The sequence below is a fragment of the Bacillus sp. 166amftsu genome (assembly GCF_900107445.1).
Classification (GTDB): Bacteria; Bacillota; Bacilli; order Bacillales; family Bacillaceae_G; genus Bacillus_A; species Bacillus_A arachidis.
The window spans coordinates 1171907-1187889 of sequence record NZ_FNQA01000001.1 but is presented as its reverse complement, the minus strand read 5'-3'; the positions used below and the strand labels follow the sequence as shown (position 1 = coordinate 1187889).

The 15983-nt window shown below is 34.3% G+C and carries 17 protein-coding genes and 1 riboswitch; of the genes, 13 read left to right on the top strand and 4 right to left on the bottom strand.

The features are described from left to right. Positions 1-29: 29 nt before the first annotated feature. Together BLV40_RS06530 and BLV40_RS06525 are read right to left on the bottom strand one after the other, a co-directional pair. Positions 30-1052 (bottom strand): sensor histidine kinase, encoded by a 1023-nt coding sequence (locus tag BLV40_RS06530; RefSeq protein ID WP_090688185.1) that lies wholly within the window; start codon positions 1050-1052, stop codon positions 30-32. A 2-nt stretch (positions 1053-1054) separates the two neighbouring features. Then, a complete protein-coding gene (locus BLV40_RS06525; protein WP_026593864.1) occupies positions 1055-1750 on the bottom strand; it encodes a response regulator transcription factor in 696 nt (231 codons plus the stop codon). A gap of 206 nt (positions 1751-1956) precedes the next feature. On the opposite strand from BLV40_RS06525, the gene BLV40_RS06520 reads away from it, so the two are divergent. The 8 genes from BLV40_RS06520 (at position 1957) to BLV40_RS06485 (ending at position 9561) form a co-directional block, all read left to right on the top strand. Further along, positions 1957-2229, top strand: a complete 273-nt coding sequence (locus tag BLV40_RS06520) for an autorepressor SdpR family transcription factor (RefSeq protein WP_016116817.1) — start codon at positions 1957-1959, stop codon at positions 2227-2229. Further along, positions 2226-2858 (top strand): SdpI family protein, encoded by a 633-nt coding sequence (locus BLV40_RS06515; protein ID WP_026593863.1) that lies wholly within the window; start codon positions 2226-2228, stop codon positions 2856-2858. Before BLV40_RS06520 ends, BLV40_RS06515 begins: the two co-directional genes overlap by 4 nt. A 122-nt stretch (positions 2859-2980) precedes the next feature. Then, positions 2981-3697, top strand: a complete 717-nt coding sequence (locus BLV40_RS06510) for an ABC transporter ATP-binding protein (protein WP_026593862.1) — start codon at positions 2981-2983, stop codon at positions 3695-3697. Then, on the top strand, positions 3687-5261 hold the full coding sequence (locus BLV40_RS06505; protein ID WP_090688182.1) for a putative ABC transporter permease subunit: 1575 nt from the start codon (positions 3687-3689) through the stop codon (positions 5259-5261). The genes BLV40_RS06510 and BLV40_RS06505 overlap by 11 nt, the downstream gene beginning before the upstream one ends. A 266-nt stretch (positions 5262-5527) precedes the next feature. Beyond that, a complete protein-coding gene (locus BLV40_RS06500) occupies positions 5528-6298 on the top strand; it encodes an ABC transporter ATP-binding protein (RefSeq protein WP_026593860.1) in 771 nt (256 codons plus the stop codon). Continuing rightward, the gene (locus BLV40_RS06495) at positions 6285-8234 is read left to right on the top strand and encodes an ABC transporter permease (protein WP_090688179.1); all 1950 of its coding nucleotides are present in this window, start codon (positions 6285-6287) and stop codon (positions 8232-8234) included. Before BLV40_RS06500 ends, BLV40_RS06495 begins: the two co-directional genes overlap by 14 nt. 161 nt (positions 8235-8395) lie before the next feature. Continuing rightward, the gene (locus BLV40_RS06490; protein ID WP_090688176.1) at positions 8396-8962 is read left to right on the top strand and encodes a class I SAM-dependent methyltransferase; all 567 of its coding nucleotides are present in this window, start codon (positions 8396-8398) and stop codon (positions 8960-8962) included. Continuing rightward, on the top strand, positions 8962-9561 hold the full coding sequence (locus tag BLV40_RS06485; protein ID WP_026593857.1) for a DedA family protein: 600 nt from the start codon (positions 8962-8964) through the stop codon (positions 9559-9561). The genes BLV40_RS06490 and BLV40_RS06485 overlap by 1 nt, the downstream gene beginning before the upstream one ends. A gap of 205 nt (positions 9562-9766) precedes the next feature. Here the strand turns inward: BLV40_RS06485 and hpt are convergent, their stop codons facing one another. Beyond that, on the bottom strand, positions 9767-10297 hold the full coding sequence (gene hpt, locus BLV40_RS06480) for a hypoxanthine phosphoribosyltransferase (RefSeq protein ID WP_026593856.1): 531 nt from the start codon (positions 10295-10297) through the stop codon (positions 9767-9769). A 247-nt stretch (positions 10298-10544) separates the two neighbouring features. On the opposite strand from hpt, the gene BLV40_RS06475 reads away from it, so the two are divergent. The 5 genes from BLV40_RS06475 to BLV40_RS06455 all read left to right on the top strand — a co-directional run bounded on the left by BLV40_RS06475 (position 10545) and on the right by BLV40_RS06455 (position 14810). Beyond that, the gene (locus tag BLV40_RS06475) at positions 10545-10877 is read left to right on the top strand and encodes a hypothetical protein (protein ID WP_026593855.1); all 333 of its coding nucleotides are present in this window, start codon (positions 10545-10547) and stop codon (positions 10875-10877) included. A gap of 230 nt (positions 10878-11107) precedes the next feature. After that, positions 11108-11557 (top strand): LPXTG cell wall anchor domain-containing protein, encoded by a 450-nt coding sequence (locus BLV40_RS06470; protein WP_090688173.1) that lies wholly within the window; start codon positions 11108-11110, stop codon positions 11555-11557. 94 nt (positions 11558-11651) lie between these two features. Then, a complete protein-coding gene (locus tag BLV40_RS06465) occupies positions 11652-12272 on the top strand; it encodes a class D sortase (protein WP_090688170.1) in 621 nt (206 codons plus the stop codon). 52 nt (positions 12273-12324) lie between these two features. Next, positions 12325-13014: a response regulator transcription factor gene (locus BLV40_RS06460; RefSeq protein ID WP_090688167.1), complete on the top strand. Its 690-nt coding sequence runs from the start codon at positions 12325-12327 to the stop codon at positions 13012-13014. Further along, positions 13011-14810 carry a sensor histidine kinase gene (locus BLV40_RS06455; protein ID WP_090688165.1) on the top strand — a complete coding sequence of 600 codons (1800 nt, stop codon included), beginning with the start codon at positions 13011-13013 and terminating at the stop codon, positions 14808-14810. Before BLV40_RS06460 ends, BLV40_RS06455 begins: the two co-directional genes overlap by 4 nt. 223 nt (positions 14811-15033) lie before the next feature. On the opposite strand, the gene thiT is transcribed toward BLV40_RS06455, so the two are convergent. Continuing rightward, entirely contained in the window at positions 15034-15636 is a 603-nt protein-coding gene (gene thiT, locus BLV40_RS06450; RefSeq protein WP_026593850.1) for an energy-coupled thiamine transporter ThiT, read from the bottom strand. Positions 15637-15731: 95 nt separating this feature from the next. Then, positions 15732-15833: riboswitch (TPP riboswitch) on the bottom strand. Positions 15834-15983 lie beyond the last annotated feature (150 nt).

The window sequence follows — 15983 nt, the reverse complement described above, 5'->3', positions numbered from 1 at the left end:
CTCATACATTTTGCTGAAATGTGTTATGTTCATTGCTCTGTCACCTTCCTAGGTTCATCGGCTTGTGTATTCGCAGCGTTATGGAAGATGATTTTGATGCTTGTTCCTTTACCAACCTCAGAATCTAATTTCACAGAATGTCCTAAATAAGAGCAAATTTTACTTACAATATAAAGTCCCATACCAGTTGACTCTCCAAATGCACGACCATTTTTTCCAGTATAGAATGGTTCGAATACTCTTCGAATATCTTCTTGTGGGATACCAACACCTTCATCACGAATTTCTAGAATAATGTCTTTTCCGTTTCGATAAGCGGACAAGAAGACTTTCTTGCCACGCTCGCCAGAATAGCGAACTGCATTGGTCATTAACTGATAGATAATGAATTTAAGCCACTTTGCATCAGAAGCAACCGTAAGGTCAGAGTGGACTTCTAAAACGGGGAAAACCCCATTGCGAATAAAGAGTTCTTTTAAGCCATTAATATTTTTTGTTACGGCATCCTTCAGTGAAATCGTTTCTACATGGAAGTCTTCGTGGAAGTTATTAAGTCTTGCCATATATAAAGCCATATCAAGTCCTTGATTTAATCTTTCTAATTCTTTTTTAAATTTAGGAATGAGGTGTTCATCTTCCATTTCGAGTACCATAAGTTGCATAACAGAAACGGGTGTTTTCATTTGATGCACCCAGTGGTTAATAAACAATTGATGTTCTTGTTGTTTTACTTCATATGTTTGTAGCTCTTTTTGGAAGAGGCGATACTGCGTACGAACAAGTTCATTTACGCCGTGCGGCATCGGTGCAGTCGCTCTTTCAATAAACGCATCTTCCATTTTTTCTGGTGGCTCACTTAACCTATGATACATTCTGCGGTTGCGAACATAGCGATAAGCAAGGAAGCAAATAAATAAATATAAACTTAATACAATAAAGTAGAACTTGTTGCTTTGGAATCCATCTATTGCATCATAGAGAATGAAAATGATACCGAAGTTTAATGCATAAAGAAGAAAAAATGCAAAATGATCACGCAAAAATAACTTCATTCTTATTCACTCCAAGTTGCGTTAAAACGATACCCTAATCCGCGTACTGTTTCAATTGCATTCTCAATACCAAGTTCATTGAATTTCTTACGAAGGCGTGTAATGTTTACGTTTAATGTATTCTCTTCAACGAAGCTTTCATCATCCCAAAGTGCAGCTAATAAATCTTCGCGGCTTGCTGTACGTGGGTGTTTTGATAGTAGCATTTCCGCTAATATTGCTTCTTTTTTTGTTAGTAAAACTTGTTCCGTTTTAAAGTGAATCTCTGGACGTTCTGGATATAGTTTTAAACCTTCCACTTCCACAATACGTTCTGAAATGTTTGGTGCATAGTCACCGTAAATGCGGCGTAATTGTCCTTTAATTTTTGCCATGACAACATCGTAGTGGAATGGTTTTGTAATATAATCATCCGCACCATTTTCAATTGCCATAATTTGTTCCATCTCACCAGCACGTGCAGAAATGAAAATAATTGGGCAAGTTGATTCATGACGAATTTGACGGCACCAGTAGAAGCCATCGAACTTCGGTAAGTTTACATCTAGAAGCACTAGGTGTGGTTTCACTCTATTAAAAGAATCCATAATATCATCAAAGTTATCAGCAACAACCGCTTCATAACCATATTTTTGAATGTGAGACTGAAGTAAAGATGAGATATTTGGATCGTCTTCAACGATTAAAACTTTATACATATATATTCCTCCTCAAAAAACAATTGTAGCTATAGTGTAACATGTGTTTCTAGTCTTTTCATTATCTTGCAACAAGCGTTAGTAAACAGTATAGGGCAAAAGTGGAAAAAGTAAAAAGGGCTGTGGATATAATTGACAATTTATAGTTTTTATTTTAACATTTAGATAAATATCTAAATGTCTAATTAGTGAAAGGAAGAAAGACATTGAACCAAGCATTTAAAGCATTAGCAGACCCAACAAGGCGAAAGATTTTAGATTTATTAAAAGAAGGTGATTTAACGGCTGGTGAAATTGCCGAACACTTCAATATGACAAAGCCAAGCATTTCGCATCATTTAAGTGCACTTAAAAACGCTGAACTCATTCAAGATGAAAAAAGAGGGCAATTTGTTGTGTATTCTTTAAATACAACGGTATTTCAAGATTTATTAACATGGGTATTTACGTTTACGAATAAAGGGGGAGAAGGGAAATGAGAAAACATCTTTTTGCAATCATATTAATTCTTATAACTTGTGTAGCATGGACGATTGCTTGGCCATATCTGCCGGATACAATTGCAACGCATTGGAATGGTGGTAAGGTAGATGGTTATTCTTCTAAACTATACGGAATGATTTCTATGGTCGGGATTATGATTGGCTTATATATATTTCTAAATGTTTTACCCAAAATTGATCCAAAGAGAACAAATTACGAGAAATTCTCTAAAGGCTTTATGGTGATGAATAATGGGATACTTGTTTTGCTTTTTGTAGGGAATATAGATATTATCACCAGTGGATTAGGATATAACTTATTTATAAATCGAATCCCAGAATTATTAGTTGGTATTTTATTTTTAGTGATAGGGAATTATTTACCACAGTGTAAACCTAACTTCTTTGTGGGTATGCGTAATCCATGGACACTCAGTAATGAGGAAGTATGGCGTAAAACACATCGTTTTAGTGGAAAGGTATTTGTAGCTTTGGGACTCCTTATGATTGTAAGTATTGTTGTACCAGCTGAGTGGAGATCATATATCATGCTTGCAATGATATTAATTGCTGTGGTGCTAACGAATGGATATTCTTATATTTTATATAAAAAGGAACAACTATAAATAGTAGATACGACTTAATGATATGTGGTAAGGATGAAGGCTTATTGCGTGTCATTTTAGTTTTTGAAGTCTGAATATTCGCTCTTATTGGGCGCCAGTTTAAATCGATTGGAGGAGAGCCTATGTTAGAAATCATAAATTTTAGCAAAACATACAAAGGTGGTAAAAGAGCAGTAGATGATTTGAGTTTAACTGTTCAAGCGGGAGATATCTTTGGCTTTATCGGTCACAACGGTGCAGGGAAAAGTACAACGATTAAGTCGCTTGTAGGTGTTATAGACTTCGAAGAGGGAGAGATTTTTGTTGATGGAAAATCAGTAAAAAAAGATCCTATTGCGTGTAAAAAAGTAATGGCATATATTCCTGATAATCCAGATTTATATGAGCAATTAACAGGAATTCAATATTTGAACTTTGTCGCTGATGTTTTTGGGGTATCGGCAAAAGACAGAGAGGAACGGATACAAGAATATGGGGATGCTTTTGAGATTACGCCATATTTGGGAGATTTAATATCCTCTTATTCACACGGCATGAAACAAAAAGTAGCGATTATATCAGCAGTTGTGCATCATCCGAAATTATTGGTTTTAGATGAACCTTTTGTCGGTCTTGATCCAAAGGCGGCTCTTGTACTTAAGGGGGTTATGAAGGAACTTTGTGAATCAGGCAGTGCCATTTTCTTTTCTACTCATGTATTAGATGTAGCAGAAAAATTATGTAACAAGATAGCGATGATTAATAAAGGAAAACTAGCAATCTCGGGGGAAGTAAAGTCTTTGACAAGGGAACATTCATTAGAAGAGCTCTTTATGAAGGTGCTTGCCGATGAAGAATAATTCGCTAGCTCTTTTAAAAATCCGTCTGATAACGCAGCTTGGACTAAATACTTTTAAGTATGAAAAAGATAGGAAAAAGAAGCAAAATAAAATTTTAATTTCGGTATCAATTGCTTTCGTGGCTGTTATGTTGATGTTATATTGTGGAAGCGCGGCATATGGATTGGTAAAACTGGGGATAGGTGAAGTAATTCCAGTTTACGCATTTGTTATTAGTAGTGTATTAGTTTTGTTTTTCACGATGTTTAAAGCGAATGGTGAGATTTTTGCTTTTAAGGATTATGATTTTGTCATGTCTTTACCGATTCGTGTAGATACGATTATCGCTAGTAGATTTTTGTATTTGTATGTATTAAATACGTTGTTTTCAATGATAATCATGCTGCCGATGGGCATTGTTTATTGTATATACGAGAGGCCATTAGCTTCTTTTTACTTGATGTGGTTCATAACCCTGTTTACAGTATCTTTAATTCCGACAACAATTGCGGCAGTTTTTGGGGCAGGTATTACGGCAATTGCCTCCAAATTTAGATATGCAAATAGAGTCACTACCATTTTAAGCTTGGTAGCAATCATTATTTTTGGTTACTTTATGTTCAAACAAGGAAATACGAAATATAGTTTTGCAGATTTAGAGGGGATTGGAGCAACTGTTTCAGAGGGGTTAGTGAAGGTGTATCCATTAGCTAACATTTTTCAAAAAGCAATTGTCGATGCTAATATTGTAGCTTTTATCCTTTTTGTTGGTATATCAGTTATTTGGTATTATCTTTTTGTAAAAATACTAGCCTTTAAATATAAACAAATCAACACAGGTATCTCTACGTACCATATGCTTTCAAATTACAAGATTGATCGTATGAAGAAAGAAACAGTATTGATTGCATTATACAAAAAAGAACGGAAGCGTTTCTTTTCTTCTACCGTATATGTGATTAATATTGGTATGGGAGTTGTCATGGCAGCTATTTTCTCACTTGCGGTGGTTATAGTAGGGCCAAATCAATTCACCGGATATCCAGGCATCGAAACGATTTTACAAAAAGTAGCGCCATTTGCTGTCTCAGCAATGATTGCTATGACATGTACAACATGCGTATCATTGTCGTTAGAGGGAAAAAACGTATGGATTATTAAATCATTGCCCCTAACACCTAAAATGATTTATGACAGTAAGATTCTCATGAATCTTTCACTCAGCATCCCTACCTCGATTATTAGTGGCATCCTTATGATGATAGGTTTAAAGGCGGATATTTGGACTTCTATGTTAATCATAATAACTCCTATTGCATATTCATTTTTTTCAGCAGTATGGGGTGTTTTTATTAATAATCGATTTGTCAATTATGACTGGGTGTCAGAAACACAAGTGGTGAAACAGAGTATGGGATCTGTTCTTGGTATGTTTGGAGGTATGATTATGGCTGTCGTACCTGCTTTGCTAGTAGGTACAGCTGTGATATCAAACTATAGGTTGTTTACTTTTGTAGTTGTTGTAATGATCTCGATTATCACTGCAACATTGTATAACAATGAATCTAAAAGAAGTATAAAGTGAAACGTTAGTCTAAAAAGCGCCATCGATAAGATGAGCGCTTTTTTCCACCTTACAGAATTGTAATGTTTCTGTAAGGAGAATGAATAGATAGCTCTTTGTCCCAGTGTTATAGTAGCAAAGTAGTTATTTCACAAGGTTAAATTTTGTTTTCTTCTGCTAAGTGCCCTTACATAACTGTCATGTTTGTGTAAGAAACATCGATAGTGGCAAGAGTGGAAGTTAAGATATAGTGAAAATAGAGAATAGAAGAAGTGAGGGATATAGAGATGAAGACGGTATTAGAAGCGAAAAATATTAAAAAAGTATACGATACAGGCGGAAATACATTCGAAGCGCTAAAAGGTATTAACTTACAAGTACAAGAAGGGGAATTCGTTGGAATTATGGGACCTTCTGGATCTGGTAAAACGACTCTTTTGAATGTTCTTTCTACAATCGATAATGCAACGAGCGGTGAAATCTTAATTGATGGGAAAGACATTGTGAAAATGAATGATGATAAATTAGCATTGTTCCGCCGCGATCATTTAGGTTTCATTTTCCAAGATTATAACTTGTTAGATACGTTAACGGTGAAAGAAAACATTGCATTGCCACTTGCGTTATCAAAAGTGAAAGCAAGCGAAATTGATCGTCGCGTTCTGGAGATTGCGAAGAAATTTGGTATTGATCATATTTTAAGTCAATTCCCGTACCAAGTATCTGGTGGACAAAAGCAGCGCTGCGCGGCATCACGAGCAATCGTTACAAATCCAAGTATGATTTTTGGGGATGAGCCAACAGGGGCACTTGATTCCAAATCAGCAACAGATTTATTAGAAAGTATGAAGGCATTAAATGAATATGATAATTCAACAATTTTAATGGTAACGCATGATGCATTTGCCGCGAGTTATTGTAAACGTGTTATCTTCATTAAAGATGGTGAGCTATATAAAGAATTGCATCGCGGGGACTTAACACGTAAACAATTTTTCCAACAAGTAGTCGACGTAATGTCCGCAATTTCTGGGGGGATGACAGATGACATTATCTAGTATTGCCCTCCGCAACATACAGCGGAATTTTAAGGATTACTTTTTATATTTTGCATCTATGATCTTTAGCATCGTCATTTATTTTACATTTAAGGCGCTTGAGTATAACTCACAAATGGAAAAAGCAGCGGAAGGTTCTAAGAAAATTAGTGGAGCATTCCAAGTATCAAGTGTGATGCTGATTATTTTCGTAGCGGTATTTATTATATACTCTAATGGATTCTTTACACGTAAGCGTAAAAAAGAAGTTGGTTTATATTCTCTACTAGGAATTCGAAAAAGACAAATTGGTAAAATGTTATTTTATGAAAATATGCTGATGGGCTTGATGTCATTAGTAGTCGGAATCGCGATTGGTAGTGTACTTTCAAAGTTATTCCTTGAATTATTAGTAAGCATGATGGGATTAAATTTAAATGTACATTTTGAATTACCAATGGCTGCAATTATTGATACGGCAATTATCTTTTTTGTGATCATTCTTTATACATCACTGCAAGGGTATCGTTTAATCTATCGCTTTAAATTAATTGAACTTTTCCGTGCGGAGCGTGAAGGGGAAGATATGCCAAAAGGATCCGTGATTATAGCATTACTTTCAGTTTGTTTAATCGGTTCAGGTTATTTCTTATCACTGATGTATATTAAAGCAATTAAATATGCAGACTTTATGACAGTCGCGCTTTATATTTTACTTGCAACAGTACTTGGTACGTACTTACTATTTATGTTCTTTACAGTATTTGTATTAAAACGAGCAAGAAACAAGAAATCATCTTTCTATAACGGTATGAACATGGTAACGACGTCCCAACTACTGTACCGTATTAAAGGAAATGCAAAATCCCTCGCAACAATTGCGATATTAAGTGCGGTAACATTAACAGCGGTCGGTACGTCGGTTACGATGTATTACAACACATTTAAGCAAGCGAAGGAATTTGCACCGTATAGTTATTCGTATGAGAAAAAAGATGCAGCATTAGATAATAAAATAGAATCTATTTTTAATGAGGAAAAGAAAAACCATCCAGTTACAAATCAATTTGAAGTTGAGATGGTTCCTGTGAAAGGAAAGTTTGAAGGAAAACAAGCAGATATGCTTGGAAATACTCATTATCGAATTACTGAGCAATACCAACTTATCTCGAAATCATCTTTTAATACCCTTGCGAAAAAGATGAATATAGATACAGTGGATATAGGGGCTGATGAGGCCTTTGTATATGATGGTTCATATATTGAGGAATATGAGTTTAACGCTGACTATAAAGGACATAAAGCCGTATTTCCAATTGGAAAAGAAACAAAGACTCTAGCAATTAAAGGTACAGGAAGTAATAATGTCACAAACTTAGGTGAATTATTTGTAATTGTTCCAGATCAAGTATATGAACAAGCTAAAAAAGTAGTTGGAACACGCGTTGTGAAAAATATTGATGTTAAAGATGAAAGAAACAGTAAAGTTCTAACAGAAAAATTAGCGAAAGTCATGCCGGCTGGAAAATCTGAAATTGAAACACCATTCAGAGACTTCTATACTGGTTTCCAAGCAGGACTTGAAGCGACAGGGTTAATGATGTTTATTGGACTATTCTTAGGTTTAGTGTTCTTGCTTGCAACAGGTTCTATTATTTATTTCAAGCAGCTAACAGAAGCAAGTGCAGACCGCGATCGTTATGTTGTACTTCGTAAAGTTGGAGTTACAAAGCGAGAAATGAAAAAGGCGATTGCAAAACAAGTAGGTTTTATATTTGCAATTCCATTAGTAATTGGGATTTTACACAGCTTATTTGCGCTAAAAGGCTTATCAAACTTGTTACCATTTGAAATATTGATCCCATTATTAATGAGTATCGGTGTATATAGTGTTATTTATATTGGATATTACTTCTTAACAGTTCGTTCTTATTACAAGATTGTGAGTGCGAAGTAATGAAGAAAGCAGCTATCGCTATAGGCGGTAGCTGCTTTTATATTTTCTATCCTGTTCATTTCTTCATAAAATCTTAAGAAATTTCCATGCTATTTTTTAAAAAATGATAGTTATACTTGGAGCTATATTAGATAATACCGAATGAAAGGGAGAGGTTAGAAATGCAATTTATTACATTCTTAACCGAATTTGTGAAGCATCCAAAGAATACTGGGGCAATTGCACCTAGTTCGAATAGATTAACCAAAAAGATGGTAGGCGCAATTAATTTTGAAGAAGCAAAGTATATTCTAGAATTGGGGCCTGGAACAGGAGCATTTACACGAGAGATTATAAAAAGAAAAAAAGAACACACGATATTTATCTTAATTGAAATTAATGAAGTTTTTTTCAAAAAGTTACAGGAGCAGTTTAAGGATGATCCAAACGTTTTAGTCATACATGGATCAGCGGAGAATCTAAAGAAGTATATAAAGGAGTTTCAAATAGAGAAGGTTGATTACGTATTATCAGGATTACCCTTTACATCTTTACCAACGGAAGTATCTTCTCGTATTTTATCCAGCGTAATAGAATCATTAAGTGAGGACGGCGAGTTCATTACATTTCAATATTCGCTTGCAAAGAAAGCATTTATCCAAAACTTTTTTCAGGAAATTTCACTAAAAAAAGTTTGGTTGAACCTTCCTCCAGCTCATGTTTTTAGTTGTAGAAAGGCATGCACGTAATGGAATTACATGAATTGTTATCTTATATTGAGACGTATGGTTACGGGGCTTTATTTTTTTGTTTATGGCTTGGGATTGTAGGTATGCCAGTTCCAGATGAAATGATTGTGATGAGTGGTGGCTTTGTATCGTCGCTGGACATACTAAATATAATTCCGGCCTTTTTGTTAACCTATTTGGGCGTTGTGTCAGGCCTCTCTTTAGGTTATATACTTGGAAGGATATTTGGTGCTAAAGTACTTGATAAATTGTTGGAAAAGAAAAAAGCGAAGTACTTGCTGAAATCACAAGAAATGATTGGTAAATACGGACAGTATGCATTAGTAACAAGCTACTTTATACCTGTCGTTAGACATATCGTACCCTATTTAGTTGGGATGAGTAACATGAGATTTCAAACGTATGCTTTGTATTCCTATACGACAGGATTTGTTTGGACATTGCTTTATTTCGTACTTGGATCTTTGTTTGGAAAACATATCGAAATGATTGTAGAACTGGCAACGAAGTATGGTATCTATTTAGGGGGAGTAGTTGTCGTCATAGGTAGTATTTTTTATTTGTACCTACAAAAGAAGAAGCGAATAGTAAATACATAAATAAATAATCTAAAATGAAGTTGTCTTCGTACATGGCAATGGCTTTAAAGTTTCCCCTAGATGCATGGGGCTTTTTACGTACAGTGTAAATATTTCTTAGAAATGTTTTATAAAAAATAAAAGGTTGTTAATGTTTTAGGTAACAACCTTTAGTAACCGATATAAATAAACTTCCATCAGAAATCGATGGAAGTTATATTTGGTTTTATTTTTCTGTAACAACCGATGCGATATATGGTAAGTTACGATATTTTTCAGCACAGTCAATACCATAGCCGACGATAAACTCGTCTGGGATTTGGAAGCCAACGTATTCTGCTTTTAAGTCAACTTTACGACGTTCTGGTTTATCAAGTAATGTACAGAATTTCAATGCTTTTGGCTTATGCATAAGGAAGTGATCTTTTAAGAAGTGAAGTGTTAAGCCTGAATCAATGATGTCTTCTACAACAATTACATTTTTGCCTGTAATATTGACATCGATATCTTTTAATAACTTAACTTTTCCTGTTGTTTCCGTTTGGTTTCCGTAACTAGATGCAGAAATAAAATCGATAGTTACTTCATTTTTAATGTGACGAATTAAATCAGCAGCAAATACGAAAGAACCTTTTAATACAGCGATTACAACGATTTCTTCGCCTTCAAAGTCGCGTTCAATTTGTAGTGCTAGTTCTTTTACTTTTGCTTGTAACGATTCTGTAGAAATTAAAGTGTCTTTTATTTCAATGTTCATAATAATCCTCCTAGATTGTAAAACTGGTGAACATTTCGACTGTAAAGGATTGAGAGGAAAAAGTCAAAAATGAGAAGTACATATTTGATAAAGGTTTATTTCTTACAAAAATGTAAGGTGATTTGTAAGGAAAATCGATAGTTACATAGTTGTCTTTTGGATAAACTTATGAATGTAAGGTAAAAGGCAAGCACATTTTAGGTAAAGTAAGCTATAGGCACTCTATGTGAAGAAGGAGTAGAAGGGAATGAAGAAACGTTGGACAACCTTTGCTTTGTTATCAGCTAGTAACACAGTTGTATTAGCTGGAGATATGAGTTTTTCGTATTTGTTTGATCGAGAAAAAGATCATTCTTCTTCCATATTTACAATGAAATGGTGTAAACGGAGCGAAAGTTGTAAGTTTGAAGAAGAGACCCCTAATGAAGAGCGAAGAGTCATTTTCACAAACCCTATAAAGGCATGGGGTGTTCAACGTCGTAAGTGTAACGTCACTAATCACTTAAAGAAAACTGAGCCGAGACAATTAGTTATCACTTCAGACCCTTTTACTTTACATTCACGTGAAAGTAACAATTAGGCACTGAAATAATGAGACACATAAAAAAGCATTGTAGAGGGAATCTACAATGCTTTTTTTGTTCTTTTTGGATGCACTTTAAACGTTCAGATATGCGGGGGATTGTATTTCTGATATTGATTCAATCTTTAACAGAAATCCATTTTATCTGCATCTCATATTTACATAACGGATATATCCTATAAATACATCTGATGCGATGTGAAAAAGCATACAAGGAGAGAAATAAAATGAAAAAGAAACTTTTACCAATCTGTGCGATGGCACTTTTATCAGTAGGGTATTCGTCAGTGGCTAGTGCGTCTACTGGCACAATGACAAAAGAAGAAGTAACGCAAGTACAGCAAGATATGGCGAAAAAAGAAGCAGCGATTCAGGAACAACATAAAAATGAGGTAGCAAAGAAAGAGGCAGTAGCGCAAGTACAGCAAAAAAATGAGATAGCCAAGAAGGAAGAAGCAGTACAGACACAAGAAAAGCAAGATATGGCAAGAAAAGAAGCAGCAATTCAAGCACAGCAAAAGGATGGAGTTGCGAAAAAAGAAATAGAAAAGCAGGCAGTAAAAGGTGAAAAATTACCAAATACAGCATCAAATAGTGTAGCAATGATAGCATTAAGTGCATGCCTTATGGCGTTAGGGACATTGTTTGGATTGAATCGTCGTAAGGTTAAATCGTAAAACGAAATGTTCATTGGTCTATAAAACATGGGGTAATTTCATATATTAAAAATGGTAGGATATCCCTACCATTTTTTGCATGGAGGGATTAAAAGTGGCACTTCTTAATCGTATTGGATTCGCCCTTATAATAATTGGTATTCTTATTGGAGGTTATTATTCTTTTGAATGGTATAAGGGGAAAAGTTCTGCGCAAGATTTAACGACAGAAGAGATAAAGGATTTTGAAAAAATACAATCAAAAGAGCATTCTACTGAAGTACCTGTAAATTCTCAAGTGTCTTCTTCTCAGATGTCATATAAAGAAGGTGAGAAAGTAGCTCTATTAAATATCCCGAAAATAAAGAAGAAGTTTTCTGTATATTGGGGATCTAATGATACCACTTTGAAAAAAGGAGTAGGTATGTTTGTTAGTGATATTACAACAGTCCCTTCTGAACGAGGCCATACAGTGTTGAGCGGACATCGTGATACTGTTTTTACAGAGTTAGCAGAGCTGAAAGAAAAAGATAAACTTATTATAGGATATGATAATAAAATTTATAGTTATGAGATTCAAAAAACATGGATTACACATGCGGATGATCGCACAGTCATTGTGAAGAAAGAAGAGCCAACATTAACGCTAACGACCTGCTATCCATTCAATTATATAGGAGATGCACCGGATCGATATATTATTGAGGCAAAGTTGATTGCTACTGATTCAAGATGAGATTACAGTATTCTTATCTTTTGGTATTTAGTAACGAGAGAGGGAGAAGAATATGTCAAAAACAATTTTGATTGTTGAGGATGAAGATATTTTACGTGAAATTTTGAAAGATTATTTTTTAAATGAGCAATATCAAGTACTTGAGGCAAGAGATGGAAAAGAAGCTTTATTCTTGTTTGAAGAAGAGGAAGTTCATTTAGTTATTCTTGATATTATGTTACCAGAATTAGATGGTTGGTCTGTTTGTCGAAGGATCCGTAAGACGTCTCAAGTGCCAATTATTATGCTGACAGCACGTGTAGATGAGGATGATACATTACTTGGATTTGAGCTAGGGGCAGATGATTATGTAACAAAGCCATATAGTCCGCCTATTTTATTGGCAAGGGCGAAACGATTGCTGGAAAGTAGGGCAACTATAAGTAAGTCTTCGGACAATGAAAATGATACATTATCTATTCATGGAATTTATGTTCATTTTCCTTCTCGCGTTGTTATGATAGATGGAATGGATATTAATTTAACACATACAGAGTTTGAAATATTAACGTATTTTATGCAAAATCAGGGGATTGTTCTTACGAGAGAGCAGTTGATTTCAAGAATTTGGGGATATGAATTTGCTGGTGATGATCGGACTGTGAATAGCCATATTCGTAATGTACGAAATAAATTAGGTGATAAAGCAAAGCATATTACAACTGTTGTTCGGATGGGGTATAAATTTGAGGGGAATGTATGAGAAAAGGGATTGTACTCAAATTATTTATTCTTACAGCGGCTTTATGTATGCTAATTCTAGCAACAATATTTATTGGACAAACAATATTTTTCAAACAATATTATGCAAACCGAAAGGTGAACGATATTAAAACGAATATAAGCTCTTTTGAGAGAGATTATTTGAATAATAGTAACACTGAAGCTATTCAGAAACTGGAACAAGATTTTTATCGAGAAAATAATACATGGATTACGACGTTAGATAGTGATGGGAATTTAAAACATGCAGATGATTTTTATTTAGAGGTAAAGTTGGATCGGCTATCGCAGAAGGAACTTGGAAAAACAAACATTACAATCCCTCTCTATTATCTGATGGCGATAGAAGAGGTTGAAAATGAAAAACTCCCGTATTTTTCAGGGTTGCAAATTTCAATTTATGGGATAGATAAAGATTCTACATTTGTCCCTGCTGTATTAAATGTAAGCAAGGGAAGTATAAATTGGTCCAACAAGCCTTTAGATAAGAAAGCAAATGAAATGGCTCTTAAGCTGAAAGAGGAAAGAAAAAGTGCTGCACAATTTCCTAGTACTGTTTTTGGGGGAACCATTACAAAAGTGCAACTGCCTGATAGTAAAGGGGTAGTGAATCCAATTTATAAAAATACTTTGTTTTTGGAAAGTATAAAAGAATTTCAAGCAGAATTACTGTTAAATGAAAATGAAGATAATAATGATACCTTAAGAGTAAATGACTATGAAAAAAATGATATAAAATATAAATTATTAATTAAACCAATAAAAGAAAAAGATGGTTCGTTAACATATATATTCGCAATGGCTTCCTTGCAGCCAGTAGATGAAGCGGTGCAAATGGTGAAGGATTATTATATATATATCATTGCATTTGTATTAGTACTTATTTTTCTAGCTTCTTTCTATTATTCAAAACAAATTGCCAAACCATTATTACGAATAAACGACACAACGAAAAAAATCGCAAATTTAGATTTCACTGAAAGAATCCCCATTACTTCAAAAGATGAGATTGGTGATTTATCACAAAATATTAATATGTTGTCTAATACGCTCCATTCACATATTGAACAATTGGAACAAGACATCGAAAAAGAAAGAAGGTTAGAAAACACACGAAAAGAATTTATTTCGGGTGTCTCGCATGAATTGAAAACTCCGCTAAGCATTATGAAAAGTTGCATTTCTATTTTAAAAGATGGGGTGGCAGAGCATAAGAAAGAGTATTATTTTCAGGCAATGGAAAAAGAAGTCGATAAGATGGATATGTTAATTTTGGATATGCTGGAGTTAGCTAAATTTGAGTCTGGTACGTATAAAATGAAAATGGATATTTTTTATATTGATGGAGTTATTGAGCATATATGTGAACAACTATCATTAGAAATAGCGAAAAAAGAATTGAATGTTCATAAATGCCTTTTGCCAATCGAAGTTGTTGCAAATCAACATCGTATCGAACAAGTAATTATAAATTTTGTAACGAATGCAATCCGTTATACACCTGAAAAAAAGGATATTATTATTTCTATAAGAGATGAACTGAATCGAATAAAGATTTGTATAGAAAATAAAGGCGCTCATATTGAAGCGGAACAATTAGATAAGATTTGGGATCGGTTTTATCGGATCGATACAGCTCGTCAGCGCTCAAAAGGTGGAACAGGACTGGGGCTCGCCATTTCTAAAAATATTTTAGAACTTCATGGTGTGGAATATGGTGTAGATAATACAGTAGATGGTGTACTGTTTTACTTTTATTTACATAAAAAAGTGTAGAAACGAAATTCTACACTTTTTTATTATTTCTTAATTTTATTTTGATAGCATCTTTACTTTATCTTTATATTCTACACGTATAATTTATATAAAAAATAAGGTTTACAAGGAGTAGATTAGCCATGAATAGTAATTTACTAAGTGTAATGGTATTTATATTCTTATGTGTATTTATTGTTTTTATTATTGATATAACTCATTAAATAAAAAATAAGATTGCCATTTAGGCAACCGTATTTTTTGAATTCAAATTATGTGCACCAATACTTTTAAATAAGCGTGGAGCTGTTGTAAATAGAAGCATTAGTAAAGCTGTACATAAAGCGAAAGAACCAAGCATTGTACTACCGTTCACAATCAATGAATAAAGAACAGCCGATTGTCCAGGCGGTGCGTATTTCCCAAAAAAGATAACCCCGGCAATAAAATGACAGAAATAACGTGCTAAGCTACCAATGAGTGTAGCAATAACAATATAGACCATTGCTTTCTTACCTTGATTATTCGCCATTGATTGCTGAATAGGTTGATAAAATAATCCAGCAAAACCGATAAAAGCAAATGCAACGAAGTACTCAATAAACGCTTGAACTGGCGTTAAAATATAAGCATCTCCGAATACAATTTGCAATAGCCCCCAAATTAAGCCACCGAAGAAAGCCGTTTTAAATCCCCAGCGGTATGCGATAATAAAAATAGGAATCATAGCAAATGAAATGGACCCGCCTGTTGGAAGTTTAATCGAGATTGGTAAAATGTCGATGATTAAGGCGAAGGCTGCAAGGATTGCAGATTCAATCATCGCTTGTAAATTGGTGTTACGCATGTTCTTATTCCCCCTAAATCTTAGTTGCACAAAAAAAGAATAATTTACCATAGGGAGATATGAAATACGTAAGTAGAAAATGATGAGGTATATGTATTTCGACGCTTGCACAATTCCTACGTTAGCATTAACTAACAGGTTCTAAGGGTCGGAACGAATTGTTCCCTCTCAGCAACGAGGCTCCCCCTGTGATAACGAGATTCTTTATTTGTTAGGTTCAGTGTAATCGAAATGGATGAGAATGGCAAATGAATCTGTTATGACAATTATTTAAATATAATTGTGCAAAAATGTTAATAACTATGAAAGGAAAGCTATAGTACTTGATTCATAGAATATGATATAAT